Below are 16893 nucleotides of genomic sequence, written 5' to 3'. Positions count from 1 at the left end.
GGCCCGCGCACTCTTTCACCCTCGGCCGCGTCGGGACCAGCCTCGGCGCGTGAAACCTCAGCCCGTCGCGGCGGCGGTCGGGGCGCGCGGCGGCGGCGGCAGCCGCTTCAGCAGGAACAGCATGATGCACAGCGCGGGCAGGGCCGCCACCGTGGTCAGCAGGAAGAAGGGCGTCCAGCCCATGCCCTCGGCCAATTGCCCGGACCACCCGCCCAGGAAGCGCAGCGGCACGGCCGCCAGCGAGGAGAGCAGCGCATACTGCGTGGCGCTGAAGGCGCGGTTGGTGAGGCTGGTCAGGTAGGCGACGAAGGCGGCATCGGCCAGGCCATCCGTGAAGTTCTCGACCCCGACCTGGGCGTAGAGCATGCCCATGTCGCGCCCCACCTCGTTCAACGCCACATACATCAGGTTTGACACCATCTGCAGGATGCCGGTGATGATCAGCGCGCGGCCCACCCCGATCTTGGACACGAACCAGCCGCCGGCCAGCACGCCCAGCAGCGTCATCATCAGGCCGAACACGCTGGCCACCGCCGCCACCTCGCCCCGCGTGAAGCCGAGCGAGCGGTAGAAGGGCGCCGTCATGATGCCCGCCAGCGCCTCGCCCAGCTTGAACAGCGCGATGAAGAGCAGGATGGCCAGCCAGTAGCGGCGCTGCATGAAGTCGCGGAAGGGGTCCACCACGGCCAGCTTGAGGCGCGCCCCCCAGGCCAGTTTCACGCGCGGCGGCGCCTCCGGCTCCGGCGCCAGCAGGGCCGCGATGAGGCCGACCAGCACCAGCGCCGCGCAATAGAGGAAGGCGCCGTCCCACCCCACCAGCCCCACCATGCCCAGCGCGCCGGCATTGGCCGCCAGCATGGCGAAGCGATAGCCCCAGACATAGCAGGCGAAGCCGTAGCCCTGTTCCTCCTCGCCCAGGATCTCGATGCGGTAGGCGTCGATCACGATGTCCTGGCTGGCCGAGAGGAAGGCCACCACCACCGCCACCGCCGCCGTCACCGCCGCGGCGGTCGCCGGGTTGGTCCAGCCGAGTGCGACGATGGCCAGCATCAGCGGCGGCTGGATGGAGAGCAGCCAGCCCCGCCGCCGCCCCAGATGCCCGAAGAAGGGCGGCGGCGCGTGGTCGAGCACCGGCGCCCAGAGGAATTTCAGCGAGTAGGACAGGCCGATCAGCGCCGTGAAGCCGATGGCGGCCAGCGGGATGTCGCTCTCCGCGAACCATTGCCGCAGCACGAAGCCCGTCAGCGGCAGGGGCACCCCGGCCGAGAAGCCCAGGGCCAGCATGACGAGGAATCGGCGGTCACGGAGCAATGCGCGCATCCGCCCTGGCTATCAGGCGCGCGGCCGCTCCGCTACATCGCGCGCATGTCCGTCTCGCGCCTCTTTCTCGTCCGTCACGCCCTGGTGGAGCCCTCGGCCCGCGCCATCCTCTATGGCGACATGGATGTGCGCCTGTGCGAGGCGCAACTGGAGGCGGAGGCCGCGCTCTATCGCTGGCTCGCCGCCCGGCTGCCGCGTCCCGCGCGCTGGGTGACCACGCCGCTGGCCCGCACCCGCGCCACGGCCGCCGCCATCTTCGCCGCCGGCTACCCCGAGCAGGAGGTGGCCATCGAGCCGGCCCTGGCCGAACAGCACCTCGGCGAATGGCAGGGCATCACGCATGAGGCGCTGACCGAACGCCTGCTGGAACCACCCCACCCCTTCTGGCCCCATGCCGCCGAAACCCGCCCGCCCGGCGGCGAAAGCCTGGAGGATGTGCGCGGCCGCGTCGGCCCCGTGATCGAGCGCCTGGCGGCCGAGGCCGATGACGCCGTGGTGGTGGCCCATGGCGGCAGCATCCGCGCCGCCATCATGCACGCCATGGGGCTCTCGGCGCAGCAGGCGCTGGCCTTCTCGGTGAAGAACCTTTCGCTGACCACGCTGGAGAAGCACGGGGCGCATTGGCGCGTCAGCGGCGTGAACGAGGAGCCGTGGCCTTTCCCGGGCGAGGGCTGAAGGCCTACCCCTCGCGGGGCGGCACGGGGCGCCAGACGGCACGGAACCCGAGCCCCGCCGCCAACCCAAGGGCGGCGCCCAGGAGCTGGACCGGATCGAGGGCATGCCCCCCTCCGCCCAGGAAAAACATCAGCCCGCCCCCGGCCAGCGTCCCGCCGAGCGCGTAGGCCGGCCAGCCCTGGCGGCGCAGCGCGGCCAGCGCGAGGTGCACCGGCAGCCCAGCCGCCAGGGTCATGGCGAAGCTGACCGGCAGCAGGACGAGCATCCCCGGAAGGACATCACCCGGGGCGCCGAGCGCGCTCCACTTGCCCTCCGTCAGCCCCATCGCGAGCAGGATCAGCAACGGGAAGGCCAACGTCGCCACCACCGAGGCCGCGACCAAGCCCATCAGCAGCCGCCCCCAGCCGATCCCCACGGCCCTGTCGATGAACATCCCTGGCGCTCCTGGCATGGCAAGATGCCATGTTGTGCGGCCGCGCCGCTGTTGGCCAAGGGAACCTCCCCAAGCTTGCGACGCAGGCGAAGGGCTTGCGGGCCGGCCATGCGCGACCGCGGCGAGGCGCGATGCCCCTCCCGGGCATGGCCTATGCTCCGCTGCCACGCCCGCACCGTCAATTGGCTTTCGCTGTGCCATGTTTGCGTCTAGGAATAGTGGTGATAGCGGGGGTTATCGGGGGAAACTCATGCGGAACCTTATCTGGCGGAACCTGGTTTCGCCGCGCCTTCCGGGGCGGAATATCCTGCGCAAGCTGGGGCTTGGCCCCATGCTGACGATGGTGGGAGTATTGGCACTGGCCGCCTGCGCCGGCCCGCCCGGCGCCACCGGGCCGCAACGCCTCGTGGACAATTCGGCCCTGTCCGTGCAGGACATCCTCTCATCCGAGAATGACCGGCTGAACGCCGCCACGCTGCTGCCGCGCGCCCGCGGCGCCGTGGTCTGCCCGCGCCGCTTCCGCGCCGCCTTCTTCGCGGGCGGCGAGGGCGGGGGCTGCGTGCTGCTGGGGCGTGACGCGGCCGGCTCCTGGTCCTCGCCGGCCTTCTATGTGCTGGGCTCGGCCAGCTTCGGCCTGCAGGCCGGCATCCGCGACAGCCAGACGCTGATCCTGGTGATGAACGACCGCGCGCTGGACGCCATGATCAACCGGCAATTCACGCTGGGCGCCGATGCCTCGCTGGCCGTGCTGCATGTGGGCGGCGCGGTGGAGGGGGCCATCACCACCGCGCTGGGGGCGGACCTCGTGGCCTTCTCCCGCTCGCGCGGGTTGTATGCCGGCGTGGCGCTGGACGGCACGGTGCTGCAGCCCCAGCCCGAATGGGACCAGGCCTATTACGGCCGCGCCGTGGTGGCGCGCGACATCGTGCGGAACATGACGGTCCATAACCCGGGCGCCGACCCGCTGCGGGCCGCGCTGCTGCGAGCGGGCACGCAGGCCCGTGCGCCCGCGCCCAGCCCGGCCTTCGCCCCGCCGCCGCCGGCCGATTCCGGCTTCGTGAACCCCGCCCCGGGCCCCGCGCCCAGTGGCGTGGGCCGCGCGCCGCTGTCGCCCATCGCGCGCTGAGGCGGCGGGTTTCACGCAGACGTCATCCCCCCCCGCCTTGCGCGGCGGGCGGGGGTGACGGAGGCTCGGTGGCATGTCGAACACCCCCACCCTTCCCCTGCTCGGCGCCTGCCTCAACGTCGAGGACCTGCCCGACCACCGGGACTGGCTGCTGGAGCAGCCGCGCGACCTCGAACTCCAGGATTTCTGCCGCACCGAGGTGCTGGACAGCGACTGGCGCGCCCGCTGCGCCCGCGCGAAATCCCTGCTGGAGGGGCACAAGGGCCGGCTCGGCATCCATGGCCCCTTCTGGGGCTTCACCATCGCCTCCAAGGACCCCGAGATCCGCGCCGTGGTGCGGCGGCGGCTGGACCAGGGCCTCGACGCCTGCGCCGAACTGGGGGCGACCATGATGGTGGTCCACAGCCCCTACACCACCTGGGGCTACAACAATCTCGGCCATGACCAGGCGGCGCGGCAGCAGGTGCTGGACCTCAGCCACGACACCATGGGCGCCGCCGTGCGCCGCGCCGAATCGCTGGGCGTCGTGCTGGTCATCGAGAACATCGAGGACAAGGACCCGATGGAGCGCGTGCTCCTCGCCCGCAGCTTCGCCAGCGCCCATGTGCGCGTCTCGGTGGACACGGGCCATGCCAACTACGCCCATGGCAGCACCGGCGCCCCGCCCGTGGACCACTACATCACCGCCGCCGGCGATCTGCTGGACCATATCCACCTGCAGGACACGGACGGCTATGGCGACCGCCACTGGGTGCCGGGCGAGGGCAACATCCCCTGGCCCGCCGTGTTCCGCGCCATCGCGGGCGTCATGGCCGCGCATGGCACCACGCCCCGGCTGAAGCTGGAACTGAAGGAGAACGCCCGCATCCGCGAGGGCGCCGCCTTCCTGACGGCCGCGGGGCTGGCGCGCTGAAGCGCGAGCGAGCCAGCTCGCTCACGCTTCAGCTACCTTTGAGCGGCAGATTCACGCCCTCGGTGATTCCACCGAGGGCGATCTGACGCCGGTCCACATTCTGATCTACAAAGGGGCGTGGCCCCTGAACTGCCCTTCTGGAAGACCGTCCCGCTGGAGCGCATGACGCGCGCCCAGTGGGAAAGCCTGTGCGATGGCTGCGGCCGCTGCTGCCTGCACAAGCTGCGCGACGCCGACACGGAGGAGCTGCACCACACCGACGTCGCCTGCCGCCTGCTCGACCGCGCCACGGCCCGCTGCACCGACTACGCCAACCGCCGCGCCCGCGTGCCGGACTGCGTCCGCCTCACGCCCAAGCGGCTGGCGGGCATGGACTGGCTGCCGCCCACCTGCGCCTACCGCCTGCTGGCCGAGGGGCGGGATTTGCCGGAATGGCACCCGCTCCGCTCCGGCGACCCGGAGAGCGTGGTGCGGGCCGGCGTCTCCGTGCGCGGCCGCACGGTGGCGGAGCGCGAGGCGGGCGCGCTAGAGGACCACATCACCACCTGGCCGGGCGACTGGCCACGCCGGGCGGGGCCAAGGCCCCTGCCCGGCTCACTCACAGAGGAAACTGCCCCATGAAGGATGCCCTGTTCGGCGGCGTGAACGCCGCGGTGCTGACCGCGATGCGCGAGGATTTCTCGCCCGACCTCGACCGCATGGCCGCCCACGCCAAATGGCTGCTGGCCAATGGCTGCAACGGCCTGGGCATCCTCGGCACCACGGGCGAAGCCAACAGCTTCTCCACGGCCGAGCGCAAGGCCATCCTGGAAGGGCTGATCGCGCGCGGCGTGCCGGCTTCCACCATGATGCCGGGTGCGGGCGTCTCCTCCATCACCGAGACCGTGGAACTGACGCAGCACGCCCGCGCCCAGGGCTGCCGCGGCGTGCTGCTGCTGCCGCCCTTCTACTACAAGAACCCCTCCGATGACGGCATCTTCGCCTTCTTCGACGAGGTGGCGAAGCGCGTCGGCGGCGGCATCGCGCTCTATCTCTACAACTTCCCGCAGCAGTCGGCGGTGCCCTTCAGCCTGAGCGTCATCGGCCGGCTGCTGGACGCGCATCCGGGCGTGTTCAAGGGCGTGAAGGATTCCTCGGGCGACTACGCGAACATGAAGGCGATGATCGACGCCTTCGCCTCGCGCGGCTTCGAGGTCTATTCGGGCAGCGACGAGTTCCTCCAGAAGATCCTGGCCGAGGGCGGCGCGGGCTGCATCACCGCCGCCTCCAACGGCAATTCCCACTGGGGCGGCATCGTCTACGCCAAGCGCACGGGCGCGGAGGCGGACGCCGCGCAGGCCATGCTGACCGCCACCCGCAAGGCCGCGACCAGCGTGGCCCTCATCCCCGGCCTGCGCGAGATCATCGCGCGCAGCACCGGCGACGCGGGTTGGCGCACCATCCGCCCGCCGCACCTGCCGCTGTCCAAGGCCGATGCCGACAAGGCCTGGGCCGCCTGGGAAGCCGCCGGCGCCCTGCCCCTGCCGGGGCTGATGAAGCAGGCGGCGGAGTGAGCCTCCATCGGATCGCCGCAGGGCGTACGGAGCGAAGCGAAGGAGGACCGACGGCGTGAATCCGATGGCAAGACAAGGCGAACCCCTGCGCTGCCGCCCCCCCGCCGTGCCCGTGCCCCAGCTGGAGGATGACAAGATCCGCGTCATCCGCTGGGATTTCGAACCCGGCGCCGAGACGGGCTTCCACCGCCACGGCTGGCTCTATGTCGTGGTGCCGATGATGGATGGCACGCTGCACATCGAATTCCCCGATGGCAGCAGCACGGAGGCGCAGCTCAAGGCGGGGGTGGCCTATAGCCGCCCCGCCGGGGTGGAGCACAATGTGGTCAATGCCGGCCCCGGACCGCTCAGCTTCGTGGAGACCGAGGTGAAGGCCTGGCCGGGCTGAGCTTCTTTCCCGCGTGATTCACGCCTCCGGGCATCCGCCCTGCGGCGATCACGCTTTGCCAGCCGCGTGATTCACGCCTCCGGGCATTCGCCCTGCGGCGATCACGCTTTGCCAGCCGCGTGATTCACGCCTCCGGGCATTCGCCCTGCGGCGATCACGCTTTGCCTCACGCGTGATTCACGCCTCCGGGCCTTGCCCTCCGGCGATCACGCGGCGCCTCAACCCGGCTCCGGCGGGCAGAAGATGTCCCGCAGGGTCAGGATGATGCGGCCGACCCGCGGGTCGGCCACGCGGTAATGGATGGTGGTGGCGGCACGGCGCGTGGCCACCAGCCCATCCGCCCGCAGCCGCGCCAGGTGCTGGGAAATGGCGGGCTGCGACAGCCCCACCATCTCGGCCAGTCGCCCCACCGTGACCTCGCCCTCGGTGATGAGGTGGCAGAGCAGCAGCAACCGACGTTCATTGGCCAGCAGGCGCAGCAATTGCGCGGCTTCGCCCGCGCGCGCCTCCATCTCAGGCGGCAGCGCGGCGGGGAGCATGGTCCCGGGGTCTGGGTTTGCCTGGAAGTCCATCCCGCGATCATTACGCGGAATTGCGAGGCGCGTCAGGCCCCTTTTGCCATCGGGCAGGTGCGAATGCCCAGAAGCGTGTAGAGCGGGCAGGTCCGCAACAGCCCCGTGGCCAGCGGCACCACGCCCACCCAACCCCAGATGCCGATGAGCCCGGCCAGGGTGGCCACGATCAACGCCAGCCCCACCGCGACCCGCAGCATGCGGTCCAGGCCACCCACATTGGTTGCGAACATCGCCTTCATCCCCTTCGCCAGGGCGGCGGAGAGGTCCGCCGCCTTATCTGCGCGAAGACTGATGGAAGGCGACGCCCCGCGCCTTGATGCGGATCAACGCCCCGTCATGATCCGGTCCACCAGCTGGCGGACCGTCGGCACGAAGCCGTTGGAATAGAAGGGGTCGCTGCCGAAGCGGTAGGCGTTGTGGCCCGCGAACATCAGATTGTCCTGCAGGCTGCCGTCATGGGCGATGTCCTGCAGGGTCTTCTGGATGCAGAAGCTGCGCGGGTCGGCCTTCTTGCCGGTGGAATAGTCGGGCTCGATCTGCGTCCAGTTGCTGAAGCGGCAATGGCTGAGGCAGCCCATGCAGGCCACCTGGTCATCCACGATCTCGCGCGACTTCTCGGGGGTGACGAAGATCAGCGTGCTGTCGGGCGTCCGCATGGCCTCGGTGAAGCCGGCCGAAAGCCAGGATTCCGCCCGCGCCCGATCACCGGGGGTCAGCCACACCAGGCGCTTGCGCGGCCCGATGCCGAGTTCCGCCGTGTGCTCGCCCACGGGCTCCATGGTGTAGGCCACCTGGCGCTCGCTGCGGGCTTCCAGCTCCGACAGGAATTCGTTGCGGACGGCGCTGGAGTAGAAGCCGGTGGGCGAGAAGGGCTGCAGCAGCACGTCGCCGGGCTGCAGCTCCGTCAGCCGCTTCTTCCAGGCATCGCTGATGGGCGATTCCTTGGTCAGCAGCGGGCGGGTGCCGAACTGGAAGGCGATGGGGCCGAGCTCGGGGTTGTCGAGCCAGTCCTCCCATTCCTCCAGCCACCAGACGCCGCCGGCCATGATGATGGGGGTCTCGTCCAGGCCGAAGGCGCGCATCTGCTCGCGCAGCTTGCGGACGCGATCGTAGGGGGCCTCGGGCTTGCGGGGGTCCTCGCTGTTGGACAGCCCGTTGTGGCCGCCGGCCAGCCAGGGGTCCTCATAGACCACGCCGCCCAGCCATTCGCTCACCTTGGAATAGCTGCGCTTCCACAGCGCCGAGAAGGCGCGGGCGGAGGAGACGATGGGGTAGTAGTGCACGCCGTAGTCGCGCGCGATGTCGGCCAGCTTGTAGGGCATGCCCGCGCCGCAGGTGATGCCGTTCACCATGCCCTTGGCGCCTTCGAGCACGCCGCGGGCCACGCGTTCGGCGCCGCCCATCTCCCACAGGATGTTCATATGGATGCGCGCGCCGGGACCGCCGACATCCCGCGCCTCGCGCGCCTGGGCGATGCCGCCCGCGATGCCATAGGCCACGAGTTCCTCGTGCCGGTCGCGGCGGGTGGTGCCGTGATAGACCTGCCGGATGGTCCGGCCCTCGGCGTCGTAGCTGTCGGCATTGACGCCCGAGAAGGTGCCGACGCCGCCAGCCGCCGCCCAGGCGCCGGCGGTCAGCCCATTGCTGACGGCGACGCCCTTGCCGCCCTCGACCAGGGGCAGCACGTCCACGCCACCCATGCGGATTGTATTGATGGCCTTCACGGCGACCTACCCCGGGAGAATTCTTCTGACAGTTACGTTACCACGATCCCGGCCGGTGCAAGAGGCACCGGCCGGTTTGGTCGTGATTCAGTCGCGCTCGCGGCGCGGGCCGCGGTCGCGGCCCTCGCGGCGGGGACGGTCCTCGCCCTCGCCGCCTTCGCGCGGGCGACGCTCGCCCACCTGCTCGGTGATATCGGCACCCGTGGCCTGGTCCACAACCCGCATGGAGAGCTTCACCTTGCCGCGGTCGTCGAAGCCGATGACCTTTACCTTCACGGCATCGCCTTCCTTGACGATGTCGGTGGTGCGGTTCACCCGCTCATTGGCCAGTTCGGAGATGTGAACCAGGCCGTCCTTGGCGCCCAGGAAGTTCACGAAGGCGCCGAATTCGGCGGTCTTCACGACCTTCCCGTTGTAGATGGCGCCGATCTCGGCCTCGGCGGTGATGCCCTTGATGCGGTCGATCGCGGCCTGGGTCGCCTCGGGGTTGGAGGAGGCGATCTTGATCGTCCCGTCATCCTCGATGTCGATCTTGGTGCCGGTCTGCTCCACGATCTCGCGGATCACCTTGCCGCCCGTGCCGATCACTTCGCGGATCTTGTCCTTGGGCACGTTGATGATCGTGATGCGCGGGGCGGTCGCGGCCATCTCGGTGCGGGCGCCGGTGATGGCCTTGGCCATCTCGCCCAGGATGTGGATGCGGCCATCCTTGGCCTGTGCCAGGGCGGTCTTCATGATGTCGAAGGTGATGGACGTGATCTTGATGTCCATCTGCAGGCTGGTGATGCCCGCCTCGGTCCCCGCCACCTTGAAGTCCATGTCGCCGAGGTGGTCCTCGTCGCCCAGGATGTCGCTCAGCACCGCGAAGCCGCGGTCTTCCTTGATCAGGCCCATGGCGATGCCCGCCACCGGCCGCGCCAGCGGGCAGCCCGCATCCATCAGCGCCAGCGAGGTGCCGCACACCGTCGCCATCGAGGAGGAGCCGTTGCTCTCCGTGATCTCGGACACGATGCGCATCGTGTACGGGAACTTCTCCTTCTCCGGCAGCACGGGGTGCATGGCGCGCCAGGCCAGCTTGCCATGGCCGATCTCACGCCGGCCGGGGCTGCCCATGCGGCCCGTCTCACCCACCGAGTAGGGAGGGAAGTTGTAGTGCAGCATGAAGTTCTCGCGGTACTCGCCCGCCAGCGCGTCGATCACCTGCTCATCCTGGCCGGTCCCGAGCGTGGCGACGCAGAGCGCCTGGGTCTCGCCGCGCGTGAACAGGGCCGAGCCATGGGCGCGCGGCAGCACGCCCACCTCCGCCACGATGGGGCGGACGGTCTTGGTGTCGCGGCCGTCAATGCGGATGCCGGTGTCGAGGATGGCGCCGCGGACCACATCGGCCTCCAGCGCCTTCATCATGCCCTTGGCGGCGTCGGTGTTGGCGCCCTCGGACTCCAGCGCGGCCATCACGGCCTTCTTCGCCTCGGAGACGGCCTTCTGGCGCGCCTGCTTGTCGGTGATCTTGTAGGCCTCGGCCATCTGGGCGGTGCCCAGTTCCGCGATGCGGGCCTTCAGCGCCGCCATGGCGGGGTCGGCCTCGGCCAGGTCCCAGGGCTCCTTCGCGGCCACCTCGGCCAGCGCGATGATGCCCTCGATGACCGGCTGGAAGCCCTTGTGGCCGAACTCGAGCGCGGCGAGCATGTCGTCCTCGCTCAGCTCATGCGCCTCGCTCTCCACCATCAGCACGCCCTCGGCGGTGCCGGCGATGACGAGGTCGAGCTTGGAGAGCTTGCGTTGCGCCGCCGTCGGGTTCAGCACGAACTGGCCGTCGATGAAGCCCACGCGCGCGCCGCCCACCGGGCCGAAGAAGGGAATGCCCGACAGCGTCAGCGCGGCGGAGCAGCCCACCAGCGCCACCATGTCCGGGTCATTCTCCAGGTCATGGCTGAGGACGGTGGCGATCACCTGCACCTCGTTGCGGAACCCTTCCGGGAACAGCGGGCGGATGGGGCGGTCAATGAGGCGCGAGATCAGCGTCTCGCTCTCGCTGGGCCGGCCTTCGCGCTTGAAGAAGCCGCCTGGAATCTTACCGGCCGCGAAGGCCTTTTCCTGGTAGTTCACGGTCAGCGGGAAGAAGTCCTGGCCGGGCTTCACGCTGCGGCTGCCGACCACGGTGCAGAGCACGATGGTGTCGCCCAGGCGGGCCATCACGGCGCCATCGGCCTGGCGGGCGATCTTGCCCGTCTCGAGCGTCAGGATCTGGCCGCCCCAGGGAATGTCCTTGCGGAAGTAGTTGTCGAACATGCGTCGTCCTAGCTTGCCCCCGGCCCCGGATGGGCCCGTGCGGGGCATGGATGTGCGCGACGCGGCAGGAAGGCAGTTCGTCCACCCGACCGCCCAGCAGAAGGGGAGGCTCTCGGCGTCTCGGGGGACATGGGGCCGGGGTGCACGCACCCGCGGCAAGGCCATGTGGCCGGAGGCGCCGCCGACCCATCTTCCGTCAGGAATGCCCGGTGGCTCTGACAACCCGCCGCGGACGCGGTCGGTTGTGCCGCGCCGGAGGCTCCGACGAGGCAAGCCCCCTTATGGACCGGATGAGGCCGGGACACCAGGGGAAAGTCGAGAGGCGGCGCGTCTCAGCGCCGCTTCTTCTTGTGCTCGGGCTCGGGCAGGCCAAGGTTCAGTTCCTGGAACCCCGTGTGCATCACCAGCCGCTGCCCGCCATCGGGCAGGCGCAGGCCCATCCTCCCATGGGTGTCGGGCGGATAGGCACGGATGCGCCCCAGATCGGCCTGGGCGGCATAGCGACGAAAGGGCCGGAAAAGCCCCTGCATCTCGAAGACCAGGCCTTCGGGCACGCGCCAGATCCGCGCGATGGTCGCCCGGCGACGGCGATCGGTCAGGATCGCCACCAGCAGCAGCAGGAGCTGGGCCAGGAAGAGGATGGCGGGGCTGTCGCCCCCTGGCACCACCTCGTCCAGGCTGGCGTAGAGCGCCGTCGCCATGCCAAGCACGCAGCCCCAGGCGATGACGCTCATCACCCACATGACCCGCCCGCGGTTCGACTCGAAGAGCAGAACCGGCGGGCGGCGCCGGATCACCGGCGCAGGCCGAGCCGCCCGATCAGCGCTTCGTAGCGGGCCCGGTCCTTGCGCTTCACATAGTCCAGCAGGCCACGGCGCTGGCCAACCAGCACCAGAAGGCCGCGGCGGCTGTGGAAATCCTTGGCGTGGGTCTTGAGGTGCTCGGTCAGGTTGGAGATGCGCTCGCTCAGGATCGCGACCTGCACCTCGGGGCTGCCCGTATCGCCCGGCTTCTGGGCGTAATCCTGGATGAGGGCCTGGCGGCGCTCTGCGGTGATCGACATCGGTGTGTTCCTTATGGGGTCTGAGGGATGCGACGGTGCGCGGGCCTCAGGCCGCCCGAATGGCGTCGGCCATCAGCCGTTCGGGCCTGAGCATCCCTTCCTCGAGACGGCACAGGCCCACGAACCGCTCCCCTGCCACCACGCGCACCAGGCCCCCATCGGGGTCGGCGTCGGGCGGAACCCGTCCCATGAATTCCACCAGGCTCAAGGCCTGGCCGAAGCCGAGACGGGCGGCCTCCCCTTCCGTGACGGCCAGTGCCGGGATGTCGGCCAGCGCGGTCGCGAACGGAAGAAGGACGTCCAGTGAAGGAGGCGGGGTATCGCCGCTTACCGCGATCTTGTCCAGGGGCACGGCATGCGCCTCCAGGAAGGGGCCGACCCGCAGCCGGCGCAGGGCGGCGATATGCCCCACCGTGCCGACCGCCTTTGCCAGGTCCCGCGCCAGGGAACGCATATAGACGCCCTTGCCCGACTGCACCTCGAAGATGGCCGTGTCGGCGTCCTGGCGCGCGATGAGTTCGAAGCGGTCCACCCGTGCGGGGCGGGCTTCCAGCACCACCTCCTGCCCGTCACGCGCCAGGTCATAGGCGCGTTCGCCATTGATCTTGATGGCGGAGTAGATGGGCGGGATCTGCATGATGTCGCCCGTGAAGGCGGGCAGCGCCGCGCGGATGGCCTCGTCCGTGGGGCGGGCTTCGCTCTTTTCCGTCACCGCGCCATCGGCATCGTCGGAATCCCGGGCTTCGCCGAAGCGCAGGGTGAAGTGATAGACCTTCGTGCCGTCCATCACATAGGGCACGGTCTTGGTGGCGGCGCCGAAGGCGATGGGCAGCAGGCCGGTGGCCAAGGGGTCCAGCGTGCCGCCATGGCCCGCCTTCTGCGCGTCGAAGGCGCGCTTCACCTTGTTCACGACATCGGTGCTTCCGATCCCGCTGGGCTTGTCCACGATCAACCAGCCGTTGATGTCACGGCCGCGGGGCTTTTTCTTGAAGGGGCGGGGCATGTGCAATCCTTGAGGGCGGGTCAGCCCTCTTCGTCGGAATCCGGGCGGGGGGTCAGGTCGCGCGCCACCTCGGGCTGGCGCAGCACCCGCGTCATGTGCAGGGCGTAGTCCAGCGCGGTATCGGGCTGGAAATGCAGGTCCGGCGCGTATTTCAGCCGCACCGCCTTGGCGATCTGGCTGCGCAGGAAGGGGGCGGCGCGCTTCAGCGCGGCGAACTGCTCGGGCGGCAGGTCCCGGCCCAGGCCGCTGACGAAGGCCGTCATGTGCTTGAGGTCCGGCGAGGCGCGGACCTCGGTCACGGTGATGCGCGCATTGGCGAGGTCCGGATCACGGAAATCCGCGCGTTCGAAGATCGCGGCCAGCGAGTGGCGGATTTCCTCGGCCACGCGCAATTGCCGCTGCGAGGGGCCGGCGGCGGCGCCAGCCCCCCGGGAGGATGAACGGGCCATGGTCTCAGGCCTCCTGGGACGGGGGAATGGGGGCCGGGGGAATGGGGGCCAGGTGGTGGCGGATGAAGCCCCGCACCTCGGGCTGGCGGGCGGGGCAGCTGTCGCCGGAGGGGTTGTGTACCAGCATGAACATGCCCTCGCGCCAGAATTCGTTGAAGCGCCTATGGTCGGCTTCCAGCAGCGCCATGGCCCGCTTCATGCAGCGCCCGAAGATCCAAGGGCGGCCCAGCTTCGCCACATAGGCGAAGCCCGTGGCCAGGAAACCCAGCGCCAGCCACCAGGCCATGGGCAGGAACAGCAGGGCGATGACGAAGGGCGCCCCCATCACCAGCCAGTTGTCCCGATAGGAATGGGTGGGGCGCCCAGGGGTGTTCAGCTCCGTCACATTGAAGCGGATCTGCATCACCCCGTCATGAATGGCTTCGAGGAGGAGGGAGACCTCCTCATCGCGCCGTGCCCCGTCCGCTTCCATCCGTCATCACGCCGCGGCGACGGTTTCCGTCTCGAAGCATTCGATCTGGTCATCCACGCGGATGTCATCGAAGTTCCGGAAGCCCATGCCGCATTCGTAGCCGTTCGTGACTTCCTTCACGTCGTCCTTGAAGCGGCGCAGCGTGGAGAGCTCGCCCTCGTGGATCACCACGCCCTCGCGGATCAGGCGGAAACCGCAGCCGCGCTTCACCACGCCTTCGGTCACGCGGCAGCCGGCCACCTTGCCGATGCGCTTGACCTCGAACACCTGCAGGATCTGCGCGTAGCCCAGGAAGTTCTCGCGCTGCACGGGGGCGAGGCGCGACTTGAAGATCGCCTCGATGTCGTCCGACACCTGGTAGATGATCGAGTAGTAGCGGATGTCCACGCCATCCCGCGTCGCCATCTCGCGCGCCTGGCTGGTGGCGCGGACATTGAAGGCCACCACCACCGCGTTGGACGCCTTGGCGAGCTGGATGTCGCTCTCGGTGATCTGACCCACGGCCGAATGCAGCACGCGGACCTTCACCTCCTCGTTGCCGAGCTTGCCGAGCGTGACGTTGATCGCCTCGGCGGAGCCCTGCACGTCCGCCTTCACGACGACGGCCACTTCCTTCTGCTGGCCCGCCTGGATGCGCGCCAGCATGTCGTTCAGCGTGCCACGGCCGGCACCGAGTGCGGCCGCCGCCTTGTCGCGGGCGCGGCGCTGGCGGAATTCGCTGACTTCCCGCGCGCGGATTTCGTTCTCGACCGCGACGAAGTTCTCGCCGGCCGCCGGCACGCCCGAAAGGCCCAGGATCTCGACGGGGGCCGAGGGGCCGGCCGTCTTGATCTGCTTGCCCTTGTCGTCCACCAGCGCGCGCACCCGGCCCCATTCGGCGCCGGCCACCACGATGTCGCCCTGCTTCAGCGTGCCCTTCTGCACCAGCACGGTGGCCACGGGGCCACGCCCGCGGTCGAGCTTGCTCTCGATCACGGTGCCCTCGCCGGCGCGTTCCGGATTGGCGCGCAGGTCGAGGATTTCCGCCTGCAGCAGGATGGCTTCCAGCAGCTTGTCGAGGTTCGTGCCCTTGGTGGCCGAAACCTGGATTTCCTGCGTCTCACCGCCCAGGCTCTCCACCACGATCTCGTGCTGCAGCAGCTCGTTGCGCACGCGGTCGAGGTTGATGCCCGGCTTGTCGATCTTGTTCACGGCCACGATCAGCGGAACGTTCGCCGCGCGGGCGTGCTTGATGGCCTCGATGGTCTGCGGCATCACGCCGTCATCGGCGGCCACCACCAGCACCACCATGTCCGTCACGGACGCGCCACGGGCGCGCATGGCCGTGAAGGCCTCGTGGCCCGGGGTGTCGATGAAGGTGACGATGCCGGACGCGGTCTGCACCTGGTAGGCGCCGATGTGCTGGGTGATGCCACCCGCTTCCTTCGCCACCACGTCGGTCTTGCGCAGCGCGTCCAGCAGGCTGGTCTTGCCGTGGTCCACATGGCCCATGATGGTCACCACGGGCGGGCGGGGGACCTGCGTCCCCTCCTCGTCGATGGCGCCTTCCAGGCCCACTTCCACGTCATCCTCGGACACGCGCTTCACGCGGTGGCCGAATTCCTGCGCCACCAGCTCGGCCGTGTCGGCGTCGATGGACTGCGTGATGGTCGCCATGACGCCCATGCGGAACAGCGCCTTCACCACCTCGCCCGCGCGGGACGCCATGCGGTTGGCGAGTTCCTGGACCGTGATGGTCTCGGGGATGATGACGTCGCGCACCACGCGCTCCTGGCCGGCGCGCAGCCGGGCCAGTTCCTGCTGCCGCCGCTCACGCTCACGCGCGCGGCGGACCGAGGCCATCGAGCGGCTGCGATCGTCATCGCCATCCATCGCGGCGGCGACGTCGATGCGGCCTTCGCGACGGGGGCCGGCCAGCGGGGTCTTCTTGACGGGCGCGGCCACGACGCGGCGCGCGCCGCCGGGGCCCGGCGGGCCGGTGCGGCGGGCGGGGCCGCGGCGGTCGTCATCCTCCTCGCGCACGCGCGGCGGGCCGAGGCTGAGCTTGGCCGCCGGCGTGGTGGCCGAGGGGTTGGGCCGCAGCGCCGGGCCAGGCTGGGCGCGGGCCGCGAGAGGCGTCACGCGCTGGGAGCCGGGGCGCACGGTGCTGCCGGGCATGCCGGGGGCCGGCTGCTGCGGGGCGCGCGGCGCGGGACGGGATGCGGGCGCCGGGGCGCGCTCGGGCGCACGGGCGGCGGCGGGGGCCGGCGCGGGGGCGGCCTCGGGCTCCGGGGCGGCGGGCGCGCGGGCGGCCTCGCGCGCGGCGGCGGCCGCTTCGGCCTCGGCCTGGCGGGCGGCCTCCTGGGCCTCCTCGGCGGCGCGGGCCTCTTCCTCGGCGCGGCGGGCCGCTTCCTCGGCGGCGCTGCGGACCATGAGTGCCTGGCGCTCACGCTGCTCACGCTCGCGCGACGCCTCGACACGGCGCTGTTCTTCCAGCACGCGCTGGCGGGTGGCCATTTCGGCGGCGGTCAGCGGGCGGCCCACGGTGGGGGCGCCGCCGCCGCTGCGGGCGGGGCCACTGCCGGGGCGCGCGGGCCCACCGCTGCGCGATGCCGCCGGCGGCGCGGCGCCGGACGCGCGCGGGGCCGTGGGCGTGGCGCCGGTCGGGCGCGTGGCACCCGTGGGCGCGGCCGGCGCGGGCGCGCGCTTCTTCACGACCTCGACCTGCACCACCTTGCTGCGGCCGTGGCTGAAGCTCTGCCGCACGCTTCCGGCGTCCACCGTCTTGCCGAGCTCGAGACGCCCCGCGGGGCGGAGGCTCAGCCGGTTCTTCGCCGCATCTTGATCGTTCTGGTCGCTCATCCGCCGTTCCGAACTCGTCCCGCGGGCGTCACCGCCCAGGGGCACCTGAAAAACACGCGGCCCGCGGCC

At 70.5% G+C, this 16893-nt stretch carries 18 protein-coding genes; 6 read left to right on the top strand and 12 right to left on the bottom strand.

Annotated elements, in window-relative coordinates; all coding sequences use genetic code 11:
* Positions 1-57: 57 nt before the first annotated feature.
* Complete coding sequence (locus tag GGQ83_RS05650; protein WP_184382695.1) at positions 58-1320, bottom strand: AmpG family muropeptide MFS transporter; 1263 nt, start codon at positions 1318-1320, stop codon at positions 58-60.
* A gap of 45 nt (positions 1321-1365) precedes the next feature.
* Here GGQ83_RS05650 and GGQ83_RS05645 point away from each other — a divergent pair, with 45 nt between their 5' ends.
* The gene (locus tag GGQ83_RS05645) at positions 1366-1995 is read left to right on the top strand and encodes a histidine phosphatase family protein (protein WP_184382693.1); all 630 of its coding nucleotides are present in this window, start codon (positions 1366-1368) and stop codon (positions 1993-1995) included.
* 4 nt (positions 1996-1999) lie between these two features.
* Here the strand turns inward: GGQ83_RS05645 and GGQ83_RS05640 are convergent, their stop codons facing one another.
* Entirely contained in the window at positions 2000-2428 is a 429-nt protein-coding gene (locus GGQ83_RS05640) for a hypothetical protein (protein WP_184382692.1), read from the bottom strand.
* 250 nt (positions 2429-2678) lie between these two features.
* On the opposite strand from GGQ83_RS05640, the gene GGQ83_RS05635 reads away from it, so the two are divergent.
* From GGQ83_RS05635 to GGQ83_RS05615, 5 genes are all read left to right on the top strand, one after another.
* Positions 2679-3554 carry a lipid-binding SYLF domain-containing protein gene (locus GGQ83_RS05635; protein WP_184382690.1) on the top strand — a complete coding sequence of 292 codons (876 nt, stop codon included), beginning with the start codon at positions 2679-2681 and terminating at the stop codon, positions 3552-3554.
* A gap of 73 nt (positions 3555-3627) precedes the next feature.
* Positions 3628-4467: a sugar phosphate isomerase/epimerase family protein gene (locus GGQ83_RS05630; RefSeq protein ID WP_184382689.1), complete on the top strand. Its 840-nt coding sequence runs from the start codon at positions 3628-3630 to the stop codon at positions 4465-4467.
* Between the two features lie 117 nt (positions 4468-4584).
* Entirely contained in the window at positions 4585-5088 is a 504-nt protein-coding gene (locus GGQ83_RS05625; protein ID WP_184382687.1) for a YcgN family cysteine cluster protein, read from the top strand.
* A complete protein-coding gene (locus GGQ83_RS05620; protein ID WP_184382685.1) occupies positions 5085-6020 on the top strand; it encodes a dihydrodipicolinate synthase family protein in 936 nt (311 codons plus the stop codon). Before GGQ83_RS05625 ends, GGQ83_RS05620 begins: the two co-directional genes overlap by 4 nt.
* A gap of 106 nt (positions 6021-6126) precedes the next feature.
* Positions 6127-6408, top strand: coding sequence for a cupin domain-containing protein (locus GGQ83_RS05615; RefSeq protein WP_311727324.1), 282 nt, complete (start codon positions 6127-6129; stop codon positions 6406-6408).
* A gap of 218 nt (positions 6409-6626) precedes the next feature.
* On the opposite strand, the gene GGQ83_RS05610 is transcribed toward GGQ83_RS05615, so the two are convergent.
* From GGQ83_RS05610 to infB, 10 genes are all read right to left on the bottom strand, one after another.
* Complete coding sequence (locus GGQ83_RS05610) at positions 6627-6947, bottom strand: ArsR/SmtB family transcription factor (protein WP_184382682.1); 321 nt, start codon at positions 6945-6947, stop codon at positions 6627-6629.
* 65 nt (positions 6948-7012) lie between these two features.
* Positions 7013-7213: a YgaP family membrane protein gene (locus GGQ83_RS05605; RefSeq protein ID WP_184382680.1), complete on the bottom strand. Its 201-nt coding sequence runs from the start codon at positions 7211-7213 to the stop codon at positions 7013-7015.
* A 93-nt stretch (positions 7214-7306) separates the two neighbouring features.
* Positions 7307-8707 carry an NAD(P)H-dependent flavin oxidoreductase gene (locus GGQ83_RS05600; RefSeq protein WP_184382679.1) on the bottom strand — a complete coding sequence of 467 codons (1401 nt, stop codon included), beginning with the start codon at positions 8705-8707 and terminating at the stop codon, positions 7307-7309.
* A gap of 87 nt (positions 8708-8794) precedes the next feature.
* On the bottom strand, positions 8795-10996 hold the full coding sequence (gene pnp, locus GGQ83_RS05595; RefSeq protein ID WP_184382677.1) for a polyribonucleotide nucleotidyltransferase: 2202 nt from the start codon (positions 10994-10996) through the stop codon (positions 8795-8797).
* A 332-nt stretch (positions 10997-11328) separates the two neighbouring features.
* Positions 11329-11730, bottom strand: coding sequence for a hypothetical protein (locus GGQ83_RS05590; RefSeq protein ID WP_184382676.1), 402 nt, complete (start codon positions 11728-11730; stop codon positions 11329-11331).
* A gap of 59 nt (positions 11731-11789) precedes the next feature.
* Positions 11790-12059 carry a 30S ribosomal protein S15 gene (gene rpsO / locus GGQ83_RS05585; RefSeq protein WP_184382674.1) on the bottom strand — a complete coding sequence of 90 codons (270 nt, stop codon included), beginning with the start codon at positions 12057-12059 and terminating at the stop codon, positions 11790-11792.
* Between the two features lie 46 nt (positions 12060-12105).
* Positions 12106-13062 carry a tRNA pseudouridine(55) synthase TruB gene (truB, locus tag GGQ83_RS05580; RefSeq protein WP_184382672.1) on the bottom strand — a complete coding sequence of 319 codons (957 nt, stop codon included), beginning with the start codon at positions 13060-13062 and terminating at the stop codon, positions 12106-12108.
* Positions 13063-13082: 20 nt separating this feature from the next.
* Positions 13083-13511 (bottom strand): 30S ribosome-binding factor RbfA, encoded by a 429-nt coding sequence (gene rbfA, locus GGQ83_RS05575; RefSeq protein ID WP_184382670.1) that lies wholly within the window; start codon positions 13509-13511, stop codon positions 13083-13085.
* 4 nt (positions 13512-13515) lie between these two features.
* Positions 13516-13914, bottom strand: a complete 399-nt coding sequence (locus GGQ83_RS05570; RefSeq protein ID WP_184382668.1) for a hypothetical protein — start codon at positions 13912-13914, stop codon at positions 13516-13518.
* Positions 13915-13989: 75 nt separating this feature from the next.
* Positions 13990-16824, bottom strand: a complete 2835-nt coding sequence (infB, locus tag GGQ83_RS05565; protein WP_184382667.1) for a translation initiation factor IF-2 — start codon at positions 16822-16824, stop codon at positions 13990-13992.
* Between the last annotated feature and the right edge of the window lie 69 nt (positions 16825-16893).

The sequence above is a fragment of the Roseococcus suduntuyensis genome (assembly GCF_014196305.1).
Classification (GTDB): Bacteria; Pseudomonadota; Alphaproteobacteria; order Acetobacterales; family Acetobacteraceae; genus Roseococcus; species Roseococcus suduntuyensis.
The sequence above is the reverse complement of the archived record's forward strand: the minus strand, read 5'-3'. Positions and strand labels throughout refer to the sequence as shown.

Excerpts from the sequence above, each read along its gene's own strand:
- GGQ83_RS05650 (WP_184382695.1), bottom strand. The coding sequence starts at position 1,320 with ATGCGCGCATTGCTCCGTGACCGCCGATTCCTCGTCATGCTGGCCCTG.
- GGQ83_RS05645 (WP_184382693.1), top strand. The coding sequence starts at position 1,366 with ATGTCCGTCTCGCGCCTCTTTCTCGTCCGTCACGCCCTGGTGGAGCCC.
- GGQ83_RS05640 (WP_184382692.1), bottom strand. The coding sequence starts at position 2,428 with ATGTTCATCGACAGGGCCGTGGGGATCGGCTGGGGGCGGCTGCTGATG.
- GGQ83_RS05635 (WP_184382690.1), top strand. The coding sequence starts at position 2,679 with ATGCGGAACCTTATCTGGCGGAACCTGGTTTCGCCGCGCCTTCCGGGG.
- GGQ83_RS05630 (WP_184382689.1), top strand. The coding sequence starts at position 3,628 with ATGTCGAACACCCCCACCCTTCCCCTGCTCGGCGCCTGCCTCAACGTC.
- GGQ83_RS05620 (WP_184382685.1), top strand. The coding sequence starts at position 5,085 with ATGAAGGATGCCCTGTTCGGCGGCGTGAACGCCGCGGTGCTGACCGCG.
- GGQ83_RS05610 (WP_184382682.1), bottom strand. The coding sequence starts at position 6,947 with ATGCTCCCCGCCGCGCTGCCGCCTGAGATGGAGGCGCGCGCGGGCGAA.
- GGQ83_RS05605 (WP_184382680.1), bottom strand. The coding sequence starts at position 7,213 with ATGTTCGCAACCAATGTGGGTGGCCTGGACCGCATGCTGCGGGTCGCG.
- pnp (WP_184382677.1), bottom strand. The coding sequence starts at position 10,996 with ATGTTCGACAACTACTTCCGCAAGGACATTCCCTGGGGCGGCCAGATC.
- GGQ83_RS05590 (WP_184382676.1), bottom strand. The coding sequence starts at position 11,730 with ATGAGCGTCATCGCCTGGGGCTGCGTGCTTGGCATGGCGACGGCGCTC.
- rpsO (WP_184382674.1), bottom strand. The coding sequence starts at position 12,059 with ATGTCGATCACCGCAGAGCGCCGCCAGGCCCTCATCCAGGATTACGCC.
- truB (WP_184382672.1), bottom strand. The coding sequence starts at position 13,062 with ATGCCCCGCCCCTTCAAGAAAAAGCCCCGCGGCCGTGACATCAACGGC.
- rbfA (WP_184382670.1), bottom strand. The coding sequence starts at position 13,511 with ATGGCCCGTTCATCCTCCCGGGGGGCTGGCGCCGCCGCCGGCCCCTCG.
- GGQ83_RS05570 (WP_184382668.1), bottom strand. The coding sequence starts at position 13,914 with ATGCAGATCCGCTTCAATGTGACGGAGCTGAACACCCCTGGGCGCCCC.
- infB (WP_184382667.1), bottom strand. The coding sequence starts at position 16,824 with ATGAGCGACCAGAACGATCAAGATGCGGCGAAGAACCGGCTGAGCCTC.